The sequence below is a fragment of the Promicromonospora soli genome (assembly GCF_014653785.1).
Taxonomy (GTDB): Bacteria; Actinomycetota; Actinomycetes; order Actinomycetales; family Cellulomonadaceae; genus Promicromonospora; species Promicromonospora soli.
Window position 1 is genome coordinate 201,054 of sequence record NZ_BNAS01000006.1, and the last position, 16,881, is coordinate 217,934.

General features: G+C 75.4%; 7 protein-coding genes. All 7 read left to right on the top strand.

Annotated elements, in window-relative coordinates; genetic code table 11:
• Nucleotides 1–15: 15 nt before the first annotated feature.
• The 7 genes from recC to IE250_RS19195 all read left to right on the top strand — a co-directional run bounded on the left by recC (nucleotide 16) and on the right by IE250_RS19195 (nucleotide 16,875).
• The gene (recC, locus tag IE250_RS19165) at nucleotides 16–3,405 is read left to right on the top strand and encodes an exodeoxyribonuclease V subunit gamma (RefSeq protein WP_189670900.1); all 3,390 of its coding nucleotides are present in this window, start codon (nucleotides 16–18) and stop codon (nucleotides 3,403–3,405) included.
• Nucleotides 3,405–6,737, top strand: a complete 3,333-nt coding sequence (locus tag IE250_RS19170; RefSeq protein WP_189670901.1) for a UvrD-helicase domain-containing protein — start codon at nucleotides 3,405–3,407, stop codon at nucleotides 6,735–6,737. Before recC ends, IE250_RS19170 begins: the two co-directional genes overlap by 1 nt.
• Nucleotides 6,734–8,566 carry an exodeoxyribonuclease V subunit alpha gene (gene recD, locus IE250_RS19175; RefSeq protein ID WP_189670902.1) on the top strand — a complete coding sequence of 611 codons (1,833 nt, stop codon included), beginning with the start codon at nucleotides 6,734–6,736 and terminating at the stop codon, nucleotides 8,564–8,566. The genes IE250_RS19170 and recD overlap by 4 nt, the downstream gene beginning before the upstream one ends.
• A gap of 167 nt (nucleotides 8,567–8,733) precedes the next feature.
• Nucleotides 8,734–10,332, top strand: a complete 1,599-nt coding sequence (locus tag IE250_RS19180; RefSeq protein WP_189670903.1) for a pyridoxal phosphate-dependent decarboxylase family protein — start codon at nucleotides 8,734–8,736, stop codon at nucleotides 10,330–10,332.
• Nucleotides 10,329–11,690 (top strand): lysine N(6)-hydroxylase/L-ornithine N(5)-oxygenase family protein, encoded by a 1,362-nt coding sequence (locus IE250_RS19185; protein ID WP_189670904.1) that lies wholly within the window; start codon nucleotides 10,329–10,331, stop codon nucleotides 11,688–11,690. Before IE250_RS19180 ends, IE250_RS19185 begins: the two co-directional genes overlap by 4 nt.
• Entirely contained in the window at nucleotides 11,687–14,098 is a 2,412-nt protein-coding gene (locus IE250_RS19190; RefSeq protein WP_189670905.1) for a GNAT family N-acetyltransferase, read from the top strand. The genes IE250_RS19185 and IE250_RS19190 overlap by 4 nt, the downstream gene beginning before the upstream one ends.
• Nucleotides 14,095–16,875, top strand: coding sequence for a GNAT family N-acetyltransferase (locus IE250_RS19195; RefSeq protein WP_189670906.1), 2,781 nt, complete (start codon nucleotides 14,095–14,097; stop codon nucleotides 16,873–16,875). The genes IE250_RS19190 and IE250_RS19195 overlap by 4 nt, the downstream gene beginning before the upstream one ends.
• Nucleotides 16,876–16,881: the final 6 nt, after the last annotated feature.

A 16,881-nucleotide genomic window follows, 5' to 3' on the forward strand; every position in this document is an offset into this window, starting at 1 on the left:
CGATACGTTGGCGGAATGGCAGTCGTCCTCCATCGGGCCCCGCGCACGGACCTGCTCGCGCAGGCGCTGGGGGACCTGCTGGCCGCGCCCCTGGAGGACCCGTTCGCGGCGGAGGTCGTCGTCGTACCGGCCCGCGGCGTCGAACGCTGGCTCGCGCAGCGGCTCAGCCACCGCCTCGGCGCGGCACCCGGCCACGACGACGGGGTGTGCGCCGGCGTGGACCTGCGCTCGCCAGGTTCCCTGTTCGCCGAGGTCACGGGCACCCGGGACGAGGACCCGTGGGCGCCGGAGGCACTCATGTGGCCGCTGCTGGCGGCGATCGACGCGAGCCTGGACGAGCCGTGGGCGGCTCTGCTCGCCCAGCACCTGGGCCACGGCATGCCGGGGGAGGAGGGCGACCTGCGCCGAGGCCGGCGGCTCGCCGTCGCCCGCCGGCTGGCGCGGCTCCTGGCAAGCTACGCGACCCAGCGCCCGGCGCTGGTCGCCGACTGGGCCGCAGGCGGCGACACCGACGGGTGCGGGCGCCCGGTGCCTGCCGATCTCGCGTGGCAGCCGCCGCTGTGGCGGGCTCTGGCCGAACGTGTCGACGCCGAGCCGCCGCACGTGCGGCAGGCCGCCGTCGTCGAGCGGCTGCGCGCCGAGCCCGGTGAATTCGACCTGCCGGCGCGCCTGTCCCTGTTCGGGCACACGCGCCTGGCCACGAGCGAGGTCGAGCTGCTCGGCGCGCTCGGCGCGCACCGTGACGTGCACCTGTGGCTGCCGCACCCCTCGGCGCCGCTGTGGTCGGCGCTCAAGGATCTCGGCGGGCCAGTGGACCGGGCGGCTGACCGCTCCCACGAGCGGGTCGGGCACCGGCTCCTGGCCACGCTCGGCCGGGACACGCGCGAGCTCCAGCGCACGCTCTCGGTGATCGAGCTGCGGGACGAGCCGGTCGGCGACAGGCGAACGGCCGACGACCCGGGCGCCGACAGCACCCTGCCGTCGACCCTGCTGGGGATGCTGCAGCACGACCTGCGCGCGGACGCCTTCGGCGATGCCGGCGCGCGCCTGGTGGACCCGGCGGACCGCTCGGTCCAGGTGCACGCCTGCCACGGCGCCACCCGGCAGGTCGAGGTGCTGCGTGACGTGCTGCTGGACCTGCTCGCCGACGACCCGACGCTCGAGCCGCGCGACGTGCTCGTCCTGTGCCCGGACATCGAGACCTACGCGCCCCTGGTCACGGCCGCCTTCGGCCTGGCCGACGTCGCCGGGCCGCACGGCCACCCCGCGCACCGCCTGCGCGTGCGCCTCGCCGACCGGGCGCTGGACCGGACCAACCCGCTGCTCGCCGTCGTGATGCGGCTGCTGGATCTCGCCGGCGGCCGCGCCGGGGTCGGCGAGATCGTGGACCTGGCTCACGCCGAGCCGGTGCGCCGCCGCTTCAGGTTCCACGACGACGACCTGGAGCAGCTGGCCCGGTGGGCGCGGGAGACCGGCGTGCGGTGGGGGTTCGACGCCGAGCATCGCGCCGACTTCGGGCTGGCCGACTACGGCTCCGGCACCTGGCAGTCGGGCGTGGACCGGCTGCTGGCGGGTGTCGCGATGTCCGCCGACACGGGTACCTGGCTCGAGCGCACCCTTCCCCTGGACGACGTCGGCAGCGGCCAGGTGGAGCTGGTCGGCCGCCTGACCGAGCTCGTGGAGCGCCTGCGCGACGTCACCGACGCGCTCGTCGGCGGGCACCCGCTCGAGCACTGGCTGACCGTCCTGGAGGACGGCGTCGCGGCGCTGACCACCGTGTCGTCCGCCGACGCATGGCAGCTCGCGCAGGTGCGGCGTGAGCTCGCCCGGGTACGCGCCGACGCGCTCGACCCGGCCGTGTCCCTGCGGCTGCCCGACGTGCGCGCGCTGCTCGCCGACCGTGTGGCGGGCCGCCCCACCCGTTCCAACTTCCGCACCGGCACGCTGACGGTGGCCACGCTCGTGCCGATGCGGTCGGTGCCGCACCGAGTCGTCGCCCTGCTGGGGCTCGACGACGGCGTGTTCCCGCGCGTCGGCATCACCGACGGCGACGACGTGCTGGCCCGCGAGCCGAGGACGGGCGAGCGCGACCCGCGCAGCGAGGACCGGCAGCTGTTCCTCGACGCGATCCTCGCCGCCACCGAGACCCTGGTGGTGACCTACAGCGGCGCCGACGAGTACTCGGGCCAGGAACGGCCCCCCGCGGTGCCGCTGGGCGAGCTGCTCGACGCGCTCGACGAGACGGCGCGCACGCCCGAGGGGCGCCCGGTGTCACAGGCCGTGACCGTCCGCCACCCGCTGCAGCCCTTCGACCGACGCAACGTCGAGCCCGGAGCCCTCGTACCCGGATCGGCCTTCACGTTCGACCGCGCGGCCCTGGCCGGAGCTCGCGCCGCGGCCGGCCTGCGCACTCCGGTGGGTCCGTTCCTGCCCGCACCGCTGGCGCGGGCGCCGGTCGCGGCGGGCGACGGCGTCGTCGCGCTCGACGACCTGCTCGCGTTCTACCGCTCGCCCGCGCGCGGGTTCCTCACCCAGCGCCTCGACGTCGGGCGGTCCTTCCAGGAGGAGCCGCTCGACGACGGGCTGCCCGTCGAGCTCGACGGGCTGGGCCGATGGGCAGTGGGGGAGCGGGTCCTGCACGACGCGCTGTCCGGCGCCGAGCTCGCCGACGCCGTGCAGAAGGAGTGGCGCCGCGGGCAGCTGCCGCCCGGGCGCCTGGGCTGGCGCCTGCTGGTCGGCATCGCCGACGAGGTGGGTCCGCTCGCCGACGCCGCCGGAGGGCTGAGGGCGAGCCCCGCGCGAGCAGTGGACGTCGACGTCGACCTGGGCGACGGACGCACCCTGCGCGGCACGGTCCCGGGCGTGCACGGCGACCGCCTGGTCGCGGTGTCGTTCAGCCGGCTCGGCGGCAGGCAGCGCCTGCAGACGTGGATCCGCCTGCTGGCGCTCGCGGCGTCCGACGACGACCGCCCCTGGGTCGCCTACACGCTCGGCCGGCCGGCGAACTCCCGGTCGCGCGCGACCTGGCAGGGGTCGCGGCTGGGGCCGCTGGACCATACGGCGATCGACCTGCTGCGCGACCTGGTCGCGCTGCGCGACGGCGGGCTCACCGAGCCGCTGCCGCTGCCGGTCAAGGCGTCGGTGGCATACGCCGAGGCGCGCCGCAGCAGCGCAGACCCCGCCGACGCACGGTTCCGGGCGGGTCAGATGTGGGCCGACGGACGCTTCGACGGCGAGTGCTCGGACCCCGAGCACGTGCGGGTCCTCGGGCCTGGGGCCCCGCTGCCCGGGACCGGCGAGGAGCCGGGGCCCGGTGAGGAGCACGAGGGGGAGACGACCCGCTTCGGCGCGCTGGCGATGCGCGTCTGGAGCCCGCTGCTGGAGAACGAGAGGTTCAGCGACTGATGGACGTCTTCGACCTGGCCGGGCCGCTGCCGCGGGGCACTGCGCTGCTGGAGGCGAGCGCGGGCACCGGGAAGACCTTCGCGATCGGCGCGCTCGTGACCCGGTACGTCGCCGAGGGCGTCGTACCGCTCGACCAGATGCTGGTGGTGACCTTTGGCCGCGCCGCGACCCAGGAGCTGCGCGACCGGGTGCGCGGCGCCCTGCTGCGGGCCGAGCGCACGTTCGCCGCCGCCCTCGCGGGCCGCGACACCGGCGGGGTGGACGCCGTCCTGGCGGCGCTGCTCGACGTCGACGACGCCGAGCGGGCCGCGCGGCACCGGCGGCTCGCCGACGCCCTGGCGTCGTTCGACCACGCCACGATCGCGACGATCCACCAGTTCTGCCAGCTCGTGCTGCGCTCGCTCGGCGTCGCCGGGGACACCGAGCCCGGTGCCGAGCTGGTCGAGTCCCTGGCCGAGCTCACCGTCGAGGTGGTCGACGACCTGTACCTGCGCCGGTACGGCAGCGCCCCCGAGCCGCCGCCCTTCGACCGTGCGTGCGCCCTCAGGGTCGCCGTCGCCGCCGTCGAGGACCCGCGCGCCGCGCTCGCCGACGCCGACCCGGCCGACGCCGTCGGCTCGGCGCGCGTCTCCTTCGCCCGCGAGGTGCGCGCCGAGATGGAGCGGCGCAAGCGGCGCCTCGGGATCCTGTCCTACGACGACCTGCTCGCGCGGCTCGCCGACGCGCTCGACCCGGTGTCGGCCGAGGGCAGTACCGCCGTCGGCGCGCGCATGCGCGAACGCTGGTCGGTAGTGCTGGTCGACGAGTTCCAGGACACCGACCCCGTGCAGTGGCAGGTGCTGGAGCGGGCCTTCGGCCCTGTGCAGACACAAACACAGACGCAGGCGCAGTCGCAGGCCGTGGCCATGGTGCTGGTCGGTGACCCCAAGCAGGCCATCTACGCCTTCCGCGGCGGCGACGTCGTCGCCTACCTCGACGCCGCCCGGGGCGCCGCCACGCGGGCGACGCTCGGCAGCAACTGGCGCTCGGACGCGCCGCTGGTCGACGCGCTCGGGGTGCTGCTGACGGGCGCCGCCCTCGGCCACGAGGAGATCGTGGTGCACCCCGTGACGGCCGAGGGCGGGGCCAGCCGGCTGGCCGGCGCGCCGCACCCCGCGCCGTTCCGGCTGCGGCAGGTGCTGCGCGACGGCATGTCCCTGTACAAGGGCGTCATCAAGGCCGGCCCGGCACGCGAGCACGTCGCCGCGGACCTTGCCGCCGACGTCGCGGGGCTGCTCGCCTCGGGCGCGACGTGGGACGGGCGGCCGCTGGTGGCGGGCGACGTCGCCGTCCTCGTCTCGGCGCGGGCGCACGGCCGCCTCGTGCAGGACGCGCTCGCCGAGCGCGGCGTCGCAGCGGTGATGGTCGGCGGCGACGTGTTCGAGACGCCCGCCGCGGACGAATGGCTGACGCTGCTGGAGGCGCTGGAGTCCCCGCACCGCTCGGGCCTGGTGCGCGCCGCCGCCCTGACGTGCTTCCTCGGCCGTACGGCCGCCGACCTCGACGCCGGCGGCGAGGACCTGACCGCACGTGACGCGGACACCCTGCACCGCTGGGCGCTCCTGGTGCGCCACCGGGGCGTGGCCGCTCTGCTGGAGGCCGCCGAGGAGCGTGGCCTCAGCGGTCGCGTGCTCGCCCAGGCGGAGGGCGAGCGGCTGCTGACCGACGTCCGCCACCTGGGGCAGCTGCTGCACGAGGTGAGCGTGGCCGAGTCGCTCGGCCTGACAGCCCTCCTGGCGTGGTTCCGCGACGAGCGGCGGCGGACGGGCACGGCCGAGCGGCCGCGCCGCCTGGACTCCGATGCCGCGGCCGTGCAGATCGTCACCGTGCATGGGAGCAAGGGGCTGCAGTATCCCGTGGTGTACCTGCCCTTCGGCTACGACAACTACTCGCGCCAGGTCGAGATCGCGCTGTACCACGACGAGCGCGGCGTGCGGACGGTCGACGTCTCCGGCTCCGGCGCGCACTGGGCCGCCCACGGCGCCGCGCACCGCGCCGAAGAGGACGGCGAGGAGCTGCGCAAGCTCTACGTGGCCCTGACCCGCGCGCAGTCGCAGGTCGTGGCGTGGTGGGCGCCGACGTCGAGCACCCCGACCAGCGGCCTGCACCGCCTCGTGTTCGGCCGCGTGCCCGGCACGCGGGAGGTACCCGGGAAGCAGCCGGTCAAGGACGACGCCTACGCCACCGACGTGCTGCACAAGCTTCAGGCGCTGGGCGGCCCCGCGGCCGAGCTCGCGGTGCCCGCCGCCGCGTCCGCACCCGCGCCGGCAGACCGGCACGCGCCGTTCGAGGCACGGGCCTTCCACCGTGCGGTCGACACCGCGTGGCGGCGCACCTCGTACAGCGGCCTCATCGCGGCCGGCGGCGACGGCGCCGGAGTGGGTAGCGAGCCCGAGGCTGCGGGCAAGGACGACGAGCTGGACGCACCCGAGGCCGACGTCGCCGAGCCCGTCTTGCGCGACGCCGGCCAGGTCTCGCCGATGGCCGACCTGCCCATGGGCGCCGCCTTCGGGTCTCTGGTCCACGCCGTGCTGGAGGACGCGGACCCGTTCGCGCCGGACCTGCGCGCCGAGCTGCTGGGGCACGTCACCGAGCAGCTGCGCTGGTGGCCGGTGCAGGCCGACCCGGTGGCGCTCGCCGAGGGGCTCGTGCCGCTGCACAGCACGCCGCTCGGCCCGCTGGCCGGTGGCCTGACGCTCGGCGAGATCGGGCTGCGGGACCGGCTGCGCGAGCTGACGTTCGAGCTGCCGCTGACCGGCGGGGACCTCGGCCGGGCCGGCCGGTCGGACGCGCGGCTGGGCGACCTGGCCCCGCTGCTGCGCGCACACCTGCCCGCCGACGACCCGCTCACCGCCTACGCCGACCGCCTCGAGCGGCCGGCCCTGGGGAACCAGGCGCTGCGCGGCTACCTCACCGGCTCGATCGACGTCGTCCTGCGGCTGCCGTCCGGGCGATTCCTCGTCGTCGACTACAAGACGAACTTCCTGGGCCCCGCCGTCGCCGACTACTCGAGGCCCCGCATGGCCGAGGCGATGCTGCACTCGCACTATCCGCTGCAGGCGCTGCTGTACGGCGCGGTGCTGCACCGCTACCTGCGCTGGCGGCTGCCCGGCTACGACCCGGACACCCACCTGGGCGGGGTGCTCTACCTGTTCGTGCGCGGCATGGCCGGGCCCGACACCCCCGACGCGGACGGCAGCCCAGCGGGCGTGTTCTCGTGGCGGCCGCCGGCGCGGCTCCTGGTCGCGCTGTCGGACCTGCTCGACGGCGCCGCCGGGCAGGAGGCCGCATGATCCCGGCGATCGAGCGCTGGACCGTCGACGACCCGCACGACGCCCGCCGGGCGCTGGGCGCGACAGGCCTGCTGCGCACCTTCAACGACGCCGGGGTGCTCACCGCCGCCGACGTGCACGTCGCGCGCCGCACGGCCGGCATCGTGGGGGAGGACGACGAGACCGTCCAGCTCGCCGTCGCGCTCGCGGTGCGGGCGGTGCGGCAGGGGTCGGTCTGCGTGGACCTGGGCGCGTTCGGCGACGGCGGGGCCTCGGCCGGTGCCGGGACGGGGGCCGGGGCCGGAGAGGCGTCCCTGCCGTGGCCGGCGACAGAGGGCTGGCTCGACCGGGTAGCGGCCAGCCCGCTGGCCGAGCGGTCGGTGGTCCGGGCCGACCTCGGTCTGCTCTACCTCGACCGGTACTGGCGCGAGGAGCGGCAGGTACGCGACGACCTCGTCGCGCGGCTGGCGGCGCCCGCCCCGGCGGTCGACGCGGCCCTGCTCGAGGCGAGCGCCGCGCGGCTGTTCCCCGGCGACGCGTACGCCGAGCAGCGGGTGGCGGCGCTGTCCACCGCGCACCGCCTCACCACAGTGCTCACCGGTGGTCCCGGGCGCGGCAAGACGACGACGGTGGCCGGCCTCCTCGCACTGCTGGCCGAGCAGGCCGAGCACGCCGGCGGGCGGCGCCTCCGCATAGCGCTCGCCGCGCCGACCGGCAAGGCCGCCGCGCGTCTGCAGGAGGCGGTGGCGGGGGCGCTCGCCGCCGTGCCGGAGGCCGGTCGGCCCCAGTTCACCGCCGCCGACCGCCGCCGGCTCGCCGGGCTCCAGGCGGGCACGCTCCACCGGCTGCTGGGCTGGCGGCCCGGGTCGACCACCCGGTTCCGGCACGATCGTTCCAACCGCCTGCCCCACGACGTCGTCGTGGTCGACGAGACGTCGATGGTCTCGCTCACGCTCATGGCCCGGCTGCTGGAGGCGGTGCGCCCCGACGCGCGGCTCGTGCTCGTGGGCGACCCCGACCAGCTCGCGTCCGTCGAGGCCGGTGCCGTCCTCGCGGACCTGGTCACCGGGCTGGGGGAGCGCGACGGCGACGCCGTGGCGGCCCTGGTCACCGACCACCGGTCGGAGAGCGCGGCGATCACGCGGCTGGCCGCCGCGATCCAGGGCGGCGACCCGGACGCGGTGCTCGCCGCGCTCGCGGCGGGCGACGGCGCGGTGGAGCTCGTGCACCCCGACGACGCGGCCGGGCTGGACCGCCTCCACGACGAGCTGACGCGGCACGCCCTCGGCGTGCGCGCCCTGGCGCTGGCGGGCGACGCGGCCGGGGCGCTCGCCGCGGCCGAGCGTCACCGCTTGCTGTGCGCCCACCGCGAAGGCCCCTGGGGGGTGGCGCACTGGAACCGGCGGGTCGAGCGCCGGCTCGGGGAAGCCTCCGGTGCCTACCTCGGCGCCGCGGTCGGCGCCCAGTGGTACCCGGGGCGGCCTGTGCTCATCACCGCCAACGACTACGGCCTGGGGCTGTTCAACGGCGACACGGGCGTGGTGGTCGCCGAGGGCGAGAACCTGCGCGCCCACATCAACGGCGGCGCGTCGTTCGCGGTCTCCCGGCTCGGCGACGTCGAGACGCTGCACGCCATGACGGTGCACAAGAGCCAGGGCAGCCAGGCGGAGGCCGTGACGGTGCTGCTGCCGGACGAGACGTCGCCGCTCCTGACCCGCGAGCTGTTCTACACAGCGGTCACGCGGGCACGGCGGCGCGTGCGGGTCGTCGGCAGCCCCGAAGCGGTGCGCGCGGCCGTGGGGCGGCGGGCACGCCGCGCGACGGGGCTCGCCGAGCGGCTGCGGAGCTAAGTTCTCCCCGCCGGACCCGGCCCGATAGTGACGGGCGCCACGAACCTCGTTTCACCCATGGCTTGACGAGGCCCGCCGAGCGATTAGGTTAGGTCAGGCAAACCTAAGTTCCACTGCGCCGTCCGGTCCGGGCGGCGTTCCTTTCGCCTGCTCGAGGAGCCTTCTCCATGCCCTCACGTCTGCCCGCAGTGACGCAGCTTGTGACCGCCGCACCGCCGCCGGGTCCGAGCCACGACACGACCGCGCTGCTGCGCGGAGCCACCGCGAGCACCTATGCGGACACGGTCCGCGCGGTCGCCGACGACGTAGCCGCCCGGCTCGCGTCGGTGACCCAGCCGTTCTCGGGCGCGAGCCGCGGGGAGCTGCAGGACCTCGTGGACGCCGTCGACCTCGACGGCCCGCCGTCGGGCACACGGGAGGCGCTGCGGGAGGCGGGCGACCTGTACGCGAAGCACGCCATCTGGTTCCACGAGCCCACCTACACGGCGCACCTGAACTGCCCGGTCGCGCTGCCCGCCGTGGGCGCGGAGACCATGCTGGCCGCCATCAACACCTCGGTCGACACCTACGACCAGTCCACGGTCGCCACCCTCATGGAGCGCCGCCTCGTCGAGTGGACCGCCGGCCGCATCGGGTTCGCGGTCGACGGCGCAGAGCGGGGCGTCGAGGCCGGCAGCGGGGCAGCCGACGGCATCTTCACCTCGGGCGGCACCCAGTCCAACTTCCAGGCCCTGTTCCTGGCGCGCGAGAAGGCGCGGCGCACCGGCACCCGCCTGGAGTCGATGCGCATCCTCGCCACGGACGTGAGCCACTTCAGCATCGCCAAGTCCGCACTGCTGCTCGGCCTGCCCGACGACGCCGTGGTCGCCGTGCGCACCGACGCCGAGGGGCGGATGAGCCCCGACGCCCTGGCCGAGACGCTCGTCGACATCGAGCGCACCGGCGACACGGTGATCGCCGTCGTCGCGACGGCGGGCACCACCGACCGAGGCTGCATCGACCCGCTCGGCCCGATCGCCGACCTGTGCGACGCCGTCGGCACCTGGCTGCACGTCGACGCCGCCTACGGGTGCGGGCTCCTGGTCAGCCCCACGCGCCGCCACCTGCTCGACGGCATCGAGCGGGCCCGCAGCGTCACCGTCGACTTCCACAAGTCGTTCTTCCAGCCCGTGTCGTCCAGCGCCCTGATCGTGCGCGAGCGGCAGGACCTCGCCCCCGTGGCCTGGCACGCGGACTACCTCAACCCCGAGGAGAACGCCGAGCCCAATCAAGTCGACAAGTCGCTGCAGACCACCCGCCGCTTCGACGCGCTCAAGCTGTGGGTCACGCTCCGCGCGCTCGGCGCGGACGGCGTCGGCGCGATGGTCGACGCCGTCTGCGACCTGGCCGCCGCCGTGCACCACGACCTCGCGACGGACCGCGACTTCCGGGTGGTCGGCACCACCGACCTGTCCACCGTCCTGTTCCGCTACGAACCCGAGGGCCTCGACCCCGTACGCGCCGACGCCCTCGTGCCCCAGGTGCGGCGCGTGCTGTTCGACTCCGGCCGCGCTCTGGTCGCCAAGACCGTCATCGACGGCCGCCCCTGCCTCAAGCTGACGCTGCTCAACCCCGATGCCACGCTCGCCGACATCCGCGGCGTGCTCGAGCTCGTCCGCTCCGCCGCCCACGGCCTGCTCGCGGGAGAGGCGCTCACGGACACCGAGGAGCCGCCGTGCCGCGACGTGCACCCCCGGCTCGCGCGCGCCGAAGGAGAGACCCGATGAAGACCTACGACCTGCTCGGCATCGGGATCGGCCCGTTCGACCTGGGCCTCGCGGCGCTCGCGGAGCCCCTGCACGACGTGGACGCCGTGTTCCTCGACCAGCGCGACGGCTTCGCCTGGCACCACGGCATGATGATCGACGGCGCGACCATCCAGGTCCCTTTCCTGGCCGACCTGGTGACGATGGCGGACCCGACGTCGCCCTACTCGTTCCTGGCGTGGCTCAAGGCGACCGGGCGGCTGTACCCGTTCTACATCCGCGAGTCGTTCTACCCGCTGCGTGCCGAGTACGACCAGTACTGCCGCTGGGTGGCGGAGCAGCTCCCGACGCTGCGGTGGGGGCGGCGAGTGACGAGCGTCGTGCGGGTCCCGGACCCCGCGACCGACGGCGCCTACCTGTTCGAGGTCACCGCACAGACCGCCCACGGCGTCGAGAAATACTGTGCCAAGCACCTTGTGCTGGGCACCGGCACCCAGCCGCGCCTGCCCGCGGCCCTGAGCGGCCTCGACGGCGCGGGCCCCGTGGTGCACACCAGCGAGTACCTGCCCAGCCGCGCGGCGCTGGTCGCGGGTGGCGCCGTCACCGTGGTCGGCAGCGGGCAGTCCGCCGCCGAGGTCTACCGCGACCTGCTGGACGGCTGCGGCACCGCGCCGGGGGAGCACCGGCTGGACTGGGTGACCCGCTCGCCACGGTTCTTCCCGATGGAGTACACGAAGCTGACGCTCGAGATGACGTCGCCCGAGTACACCGACCACTACGTGTCCCTGCCCATCGGGCAGCGCGACGTCCTGGGGCGCGAGCAGCGCAACCTCTACAAGGGCATCAGCGGCGACCTCGTCGACGACATCTACGACACCCTGTACCGCAAGTCCGCCCTGGGCACCGAGGTGCCGACCACGCTCCTCTCGGACACAGAGGTCGTCGCCGCCCGGTTCGACGCCGACGGCGCGGCCGGGGCGGGCGAGTACGTCCTCACCCTCCGTCACGCCCAGCTCGGCACGACGGCGGAGCACCGCACCCGCGCGATAGTCGCCGCCACGGGCTACGCCGGCTCGGTGCCGGGGTTCCTGGCCCCAGGCCTGGTCAACCTCGACGAGCGGGGCCGGTACGCCGTCACCCGCGACTACACCGTCGACGACGACCGGCGGATCCACGTCGTGGGCGGCGAGGAGCACACCCACGGCGTGACCGCGCCCGACCTCGGCTTCGGTGCCTGGCGCAACTCCGTGATCCTCGCGAACGTCACCGGCCGCGAGCCGTACGCGATCGAACGCCGGATCGCCTTCCAGCAGTTCGGCCTGCCCGACGCCGGCCGGCGGGCGATCCAGCGCGACAACGAGATGGAGGTCGCCCGGTGACCGCTCCCACCACCGTGCACACGTTCACCACCACCACCCGCCTCGGCGACGTCACGCTCGAACCAGTGGACCCCGCCCGCGACGCCGAGCTGGTGCAGGCCTGGCTCGCGCACCCGTCGGCGTCGTACTGGCAGATGGGCGACCTGCACGTCGACGACGTGCGCGAGTACCTGGCCGGCGTCCAGGCCCGTCCCCACGAGGCCGCCTGGCTCGGCCGCCTCGACGGCGAGCCGGTGTTCCTGACGGAGACCTACGACCCGGCCCAGGTCGTGCTCGACGGCGTCCACGACGCGCAGCCCGGCGACCTCGGCATGCACCTGCTCGTCGCCCCGCCCACCACGCCGCGGCACGGCCTGACCGACGCCGTCATGACCGCGGTCATGCGGTTCTGCCTATGGGGCCAGGGAGCCGCACGCGTCGTCGTCGAACCCGACGTCGGCAACCGGAAGATCGCCGCCAAGAACGCCGCCGCGGGGTTCCGGGTGCTGCGCGAGGTGGACCTCGGCCGCGGCGCGCACGCCAAGCGCGCGGCCCTGAGCGTCGCCACGCGCGACGACTTCGCGGCGTCCGCCCTCGGCGAGGGTGTGGAGCTCGCCCCGCACCTGACCGCCGGGCACATGGAGCACGCCCACCGGCACCTGGCCGCCAAGGCGCTCGCGGAGCTCGCGCACGAGCGGCTGTTCCAGCCCGAGCCCGAGCCCCGCGTCGCGCCGGACGCCTACCGCCTCGCCCTGGACGCCGTCACGTACCGGTTCACCGCCCGCCGGTACGCCCTGGAGCACTGGGTCATCGACCCGGCGTCCATCCGCCGCACGGCCGACGCCGGGCTGCGCGGCGACGTCGTGCTGCCGGTGGACGCGCTGGAGCTGATCGCCGAGCTGCAGCCCCTGCTGCAGGTGCCCGACGCCATGCTGGCGACCTACCTGGAAGAGCTGTCCTCCACCCTGGCCGGCGCGGCCGCGAAGCGGGAGCGCGAGCTCGACGGCGGCACGCCGTCCGTGAGCGGCCTGCTCGAGGCGGCGCGGGCGGCTTCCGGTACGCCGGCCGTGGCGGACTCGTTCCAGCAGGTGGAAGCCGCCATGTCCGAGGGGCACCCCAGCTTCGTCGCGAACAACGGCCGCATCGGCTTCTCGCTGCCCGACTACCGCGCCTACGCGCCCGAACGCGGCGCACGGATGCGCGTGCTGTGGCTCGCCGCCCGCCGCGAGCACACCCACCTCGCGCTCGCCGCCGACCAGACCGAGCAGGGCCACTACGGCGCCGAGCTGTCCGACGCCGAGCGGGCCGCCTTCGCCGACCGCCTCGCCGCCCGCGGCCTCGAGAGCGCCGACTACCTCTACCTGCCCGTGCACCCGTGGCAGTGGGAGCACCGCGTGGCCATCACGTTCGCCGCCGACGTCGCGCGCGGCGACCTCGTGCCGCTCGGCCCGGGCTCGGACGAGTACCAGCCGCAGCAGTCGATCCGCACCATGTTCAACCGCACCCGCCCGGAACGGCACTACGTCAAGGTGGCGCTCGCCATCCAGAACATGGGGTTCCTGCGGGGGCTCTCGCCCGCCTACATGCGTGCGACGCCCCGCATCAACGACTGGGTGGCGGACCTGGTCACGAGCGACGAGACCCTGCGCGGGACCGGGTTCGGCGTGCTTCGCGAGGTGGCCTCCGTCGGCTACACGGGCGACGTCTACCACCGCACGCCCCAGCCGAACCCGCACCGCAAGATGCTGGCCGCGCTGTGGCGCGAGTCGCCGGTACCGCGGCTGGGCGACGGCGAGCGGCTGGTGACCATGGCGAGCCTGCTGCACCGCGACGCGGGCGGGGCGTCGTTCGCCACCGGCCTGGTCCGCGCGTCGGGCATCGCGCCGGAGCAGTGGCTGCGCGCCTACCTCGACGCCTACCTGTACCCGCTGGTGCACTGCCTGCTGACGTACGAGCTGGCGTTCATGCCCCACGGCGAGAACCTCATCCTGGTGCTGCGCGACGGCGTGGTGCGGCGCGCCATCATGAAGGACATCGGCGAGGAGGTCGCCGTGCTCGGCGAGCGCCCCCTGCCCGACGGCGTCGAACGCATCCGGGCGGTCGTCGACGACGAGGAGAAGGCGCTCTCGATCTTCACCGACGTGTTCGACGGCGTGCTGCGGCACCTGTCCGGCATCCTGGCCGAGGACGGCGTGCTGCGCGAGGAGCGGTTCTGGGCCCTGGTCGCGGAGACCATCGACCGGCACGCGGCCGAGCACCCGGACTCAAGGTCCGGCGTCGACCTGCGGGCCGCGCGCTTCGCGCACTCGTGCCTCAACCGCCTGCAGCTGCGCAACACGCTGCAGATGGTGGACCTGACCAACCAGTCCGAGTCGCTGATCTACGCCGGAACTCTGCCCAACCCGGCCGGGCGAGGAGCAGGGCGATGATGGGGGACGTGGCCGCACACCCCGCAACCTTCGACCTGTTTCGCGACGACCTCGGCATCCCGCACGTGCGGGCCGCCACCGAGACAGCGCTGGCCTACGGCCAGGGCTGGGTGACCGCCCAGGACCGGGGGCTGCAGATCGAGGCCGACCGGATGCGGGCCGAGGAGCGGTACGCCGAGATCGCCGGCGAGGCGGGCGCGGCCTGGGACCGGTTCGCCGCCCGGGAGCGGCTGGCCGGCACGGCACGCGAGATCTACGACGCCCTGGACGGGCCGGAGCGGGCCTGGCTCGCCGCCTACGCCGACGGGGTCAACGCCGGGCTGCTCGCGGGCGGCCGGGACGTGCCGGAGCTGGCCGGGGTGCCGTTCCGGCCCTGGGCGCCGTGGACGCCGATCGGGGTGTTCCTCGCGTGCCACGTGCTGTTCAACGGCTTCCCGGGCGTCCTGTGGCGCTCGCACGTCGCGCGGCACCTGCACGTCCCCGGAGTGCCGCTCGAGCAGGTGCTGGGCCTGTTCGCGGTCGAAGCGGGCTCGAGCTCCGGCTCGAACGCGTGGGCCGTGCACGGGGCGTTCACGGCGTCGGGCAGCCCGCTGGTCGCGGGGGACCCGCACCGCACGCTGGAGCTCCCCGGCCCGTACCAGCAGGTCCGCCTCGCGTGCACCGACCCGGCCGACCCGTACGACGTGCTCGGGTTCGCCTTCCCGGGCGTGCCCGGCATCCCGCACTTCGGGCACGCGGTGTCGCCGGGCGCTGGGCCGGACGGCGGCTCTGTCTCCGTCGCCTGGGGCATCACCAACGCGGGGGCGCACCACGTGGAGGTCGTGTCCGACGGCGCGGACAGTGCTGGTCCGAACGGTGCCGGTCCGGACGGTGCCGGCCCGGACGGCTGGCACCTGCACTGGCCGGCGCGCGAGCTGTCCGACACCGGGGTCGGCGCCTGGCGCGCGCTGCTGCACGCCCGCACCGCACGGGACGTCGCCGACGCGTTCGGGCGGTGGGTCGACCCGGTCAACCGGGTGCTCACCGCCGACAGCACGGGCGACGTGCTCAGCCTGACCGCCGGCAAGGTCCCCGCCGTGTCCTCGGCCATGCCGGACCGCGCACTACCGGCCGCCAAGCCCGCGGACGGCTTCGTCGACCTCCCGGCACCGACGCCGGTGACCCAGGTCGCCGTCGACGCCAACGAGCGCCCGAGGACCCAGCCGCCCGCCGAGCTGGACGGCCGGCCGGGCCACGGGCCGCGCGACGTCCGCCCCGGGCGCGAGGCGCACGACCTCGGCTGGACCTACCCGCCATACCGCGCCGAGCGGATCCGGCAGCTCCTCGCCGCGGCGACTGCCCCCGAGTCGCCCGACACACAGCACCGGATCCACGGCGACACCCGCGACCTCGGCGCACCCGGCCTCGTCGAACACCTGGCCCACGACACCTCCCCGGCCGCCGCCCGCCTGCGCGCCTGGGTGGCCGCCGGCGCCCACGTCGACGCGGACTCCACCGACGCCGCCCTCTACATGCGCTGGCGCGACACCCTGGTGCGCCGCCTCGCGGACCACCCCGTATTCGCCGCCCTCCGCCGGCCGCACGGCCAGGACCCGGCGCTCGCGGCACTGTTGGAGGGGTTCTTCGATCTCCCGACGGCGGTCGGCGCCGGGCTCGGGCGGATCCTCGCGGCCGAGTGGCTGGTCGTCGACGGACCGGACGGGACCCGCTCCCGCATCGACGCCGCGGCCGAGGCGAGCGCCGCGCTGGCGGACGTCGTCGGACCGGGCGCCGTCGCCGGACCGGGCGCCGGGAAGGGCGAACCGACCTGGGGCGACCTGCACGTCGCCGCCCCGCTGCATCCGGTGCCGATCGCCGACCCGCTGCTGGACCCGCTGGCGGACCCGGCGTCCGGCGTGACCCACGCCCCCGTCTCGGGGAACAACGAGACAGTGCGCTGCACCGGCGGAGCGCCAGGCATCGCGCACACGGCCTACCGCGGATCCGTCGCACGGTACGTCTGGGACCTGTCGGACCGGGCCAACAGCCGGTGGGGCGTCCCCTTCGGCGCCGACGGCCGGCCCGGTACCCCACACTTCGACGACCAGCACGCCACCTGGGCCGACGCCGGCACCACCACCGTCGTCACCGACTGGGAGCGCCTGCGGCCCGTGGACACGAGCCTCCGGCTGCTGAACGGCGCCCGCGGCGAGGACGTGTGGCGCCGGAGCTTCGGCGCGGACGGCGTCGTCACCGTGCACGTGCTGGACCCCGACGCCGACGCCGACCTGCTGCACGGGTGGTTCACCCAGCCCCGGGCCGAGTTCTGGGGGATGGGCGAGCACACGCGGGACGAGGTGCGGGACACGTACGCATTCGTCGACTCGCTGGAGACCCACCACGCCTACCTGGTGCGGTGGGACGGCGAGCCGGCGGTGCTCCTGCAGGCCTACCACCCCGAGCACGACCCGGTGGCCACCGCCTACGACGTCCGGCCCGGCGACCTCGGGCTGCACTTCTTCCTCGGCAGCCGCGGGCCGGCCGCGCGGCACGAGGCGCCCGCCGACCCCTGGACCGTGCTCGGGCCCGCCATCCTCGGCTTCCTCTTCGCCGGACCCGGTACGCGCCGCCTGGTCGCCGAGCCGGACGCCCGCAACGACAAGGCGATCAAGCGCATCGTCGCCATCGGCTTCACCGCCGGCGAGCTGGTCTCGTACGAGTCGCCCCAAGGCCCCAAGGAGGCCCGCATGGCCTACCTCACCCGGGAGCACGCGCTCGCGGGCGGGGCCGTCGGCTAACGTCGC

Bases quoted from the DNA above. Each gene is read 5' to 3' on its own strand.
- recC (WP_189670900.1), top strand. From the start codon at position 16: ATGGCAGTCGTCCTCCATCGGGCCCCGCGCACGGACCTGCTCGCGCAG.
- IE250_RS19170 (WP_189670901.1), top strand. From the start codon at position 3,405: ATGGACGTCTTCGACCTGGCCGGGCCGCTGCCGCGGGGCACTGCGCTG.
- recD (WP_189670902.1), top strand. From the start codon at position 6,734: ATGATCCCGGCGATCGAGCGCTGGACCGTCGACGACCCGCACGACGCC.
- IE250_RS19180 (WP_189670903.1), top strand. From the start codon at position 8,734: ATGCCCTCACGTCTGCCCGCAGTGACGCAGCTTGTGACCGCCGCACCG.
- IE250_RS19185 (WP_189670904.1), top strand. From the start codon at position 10,329: ATGAAGACCTACGACCTGCTCGGCATCGGGATCGGCCCGTTCGACCTG.
- IE250_RS19195 (WP_189670906.1), top strand. From the start codon at position 14,095: ATGATGGGGGACGTGGCCGCACACCCCGCAACCTTCGACCTGTTTCGC.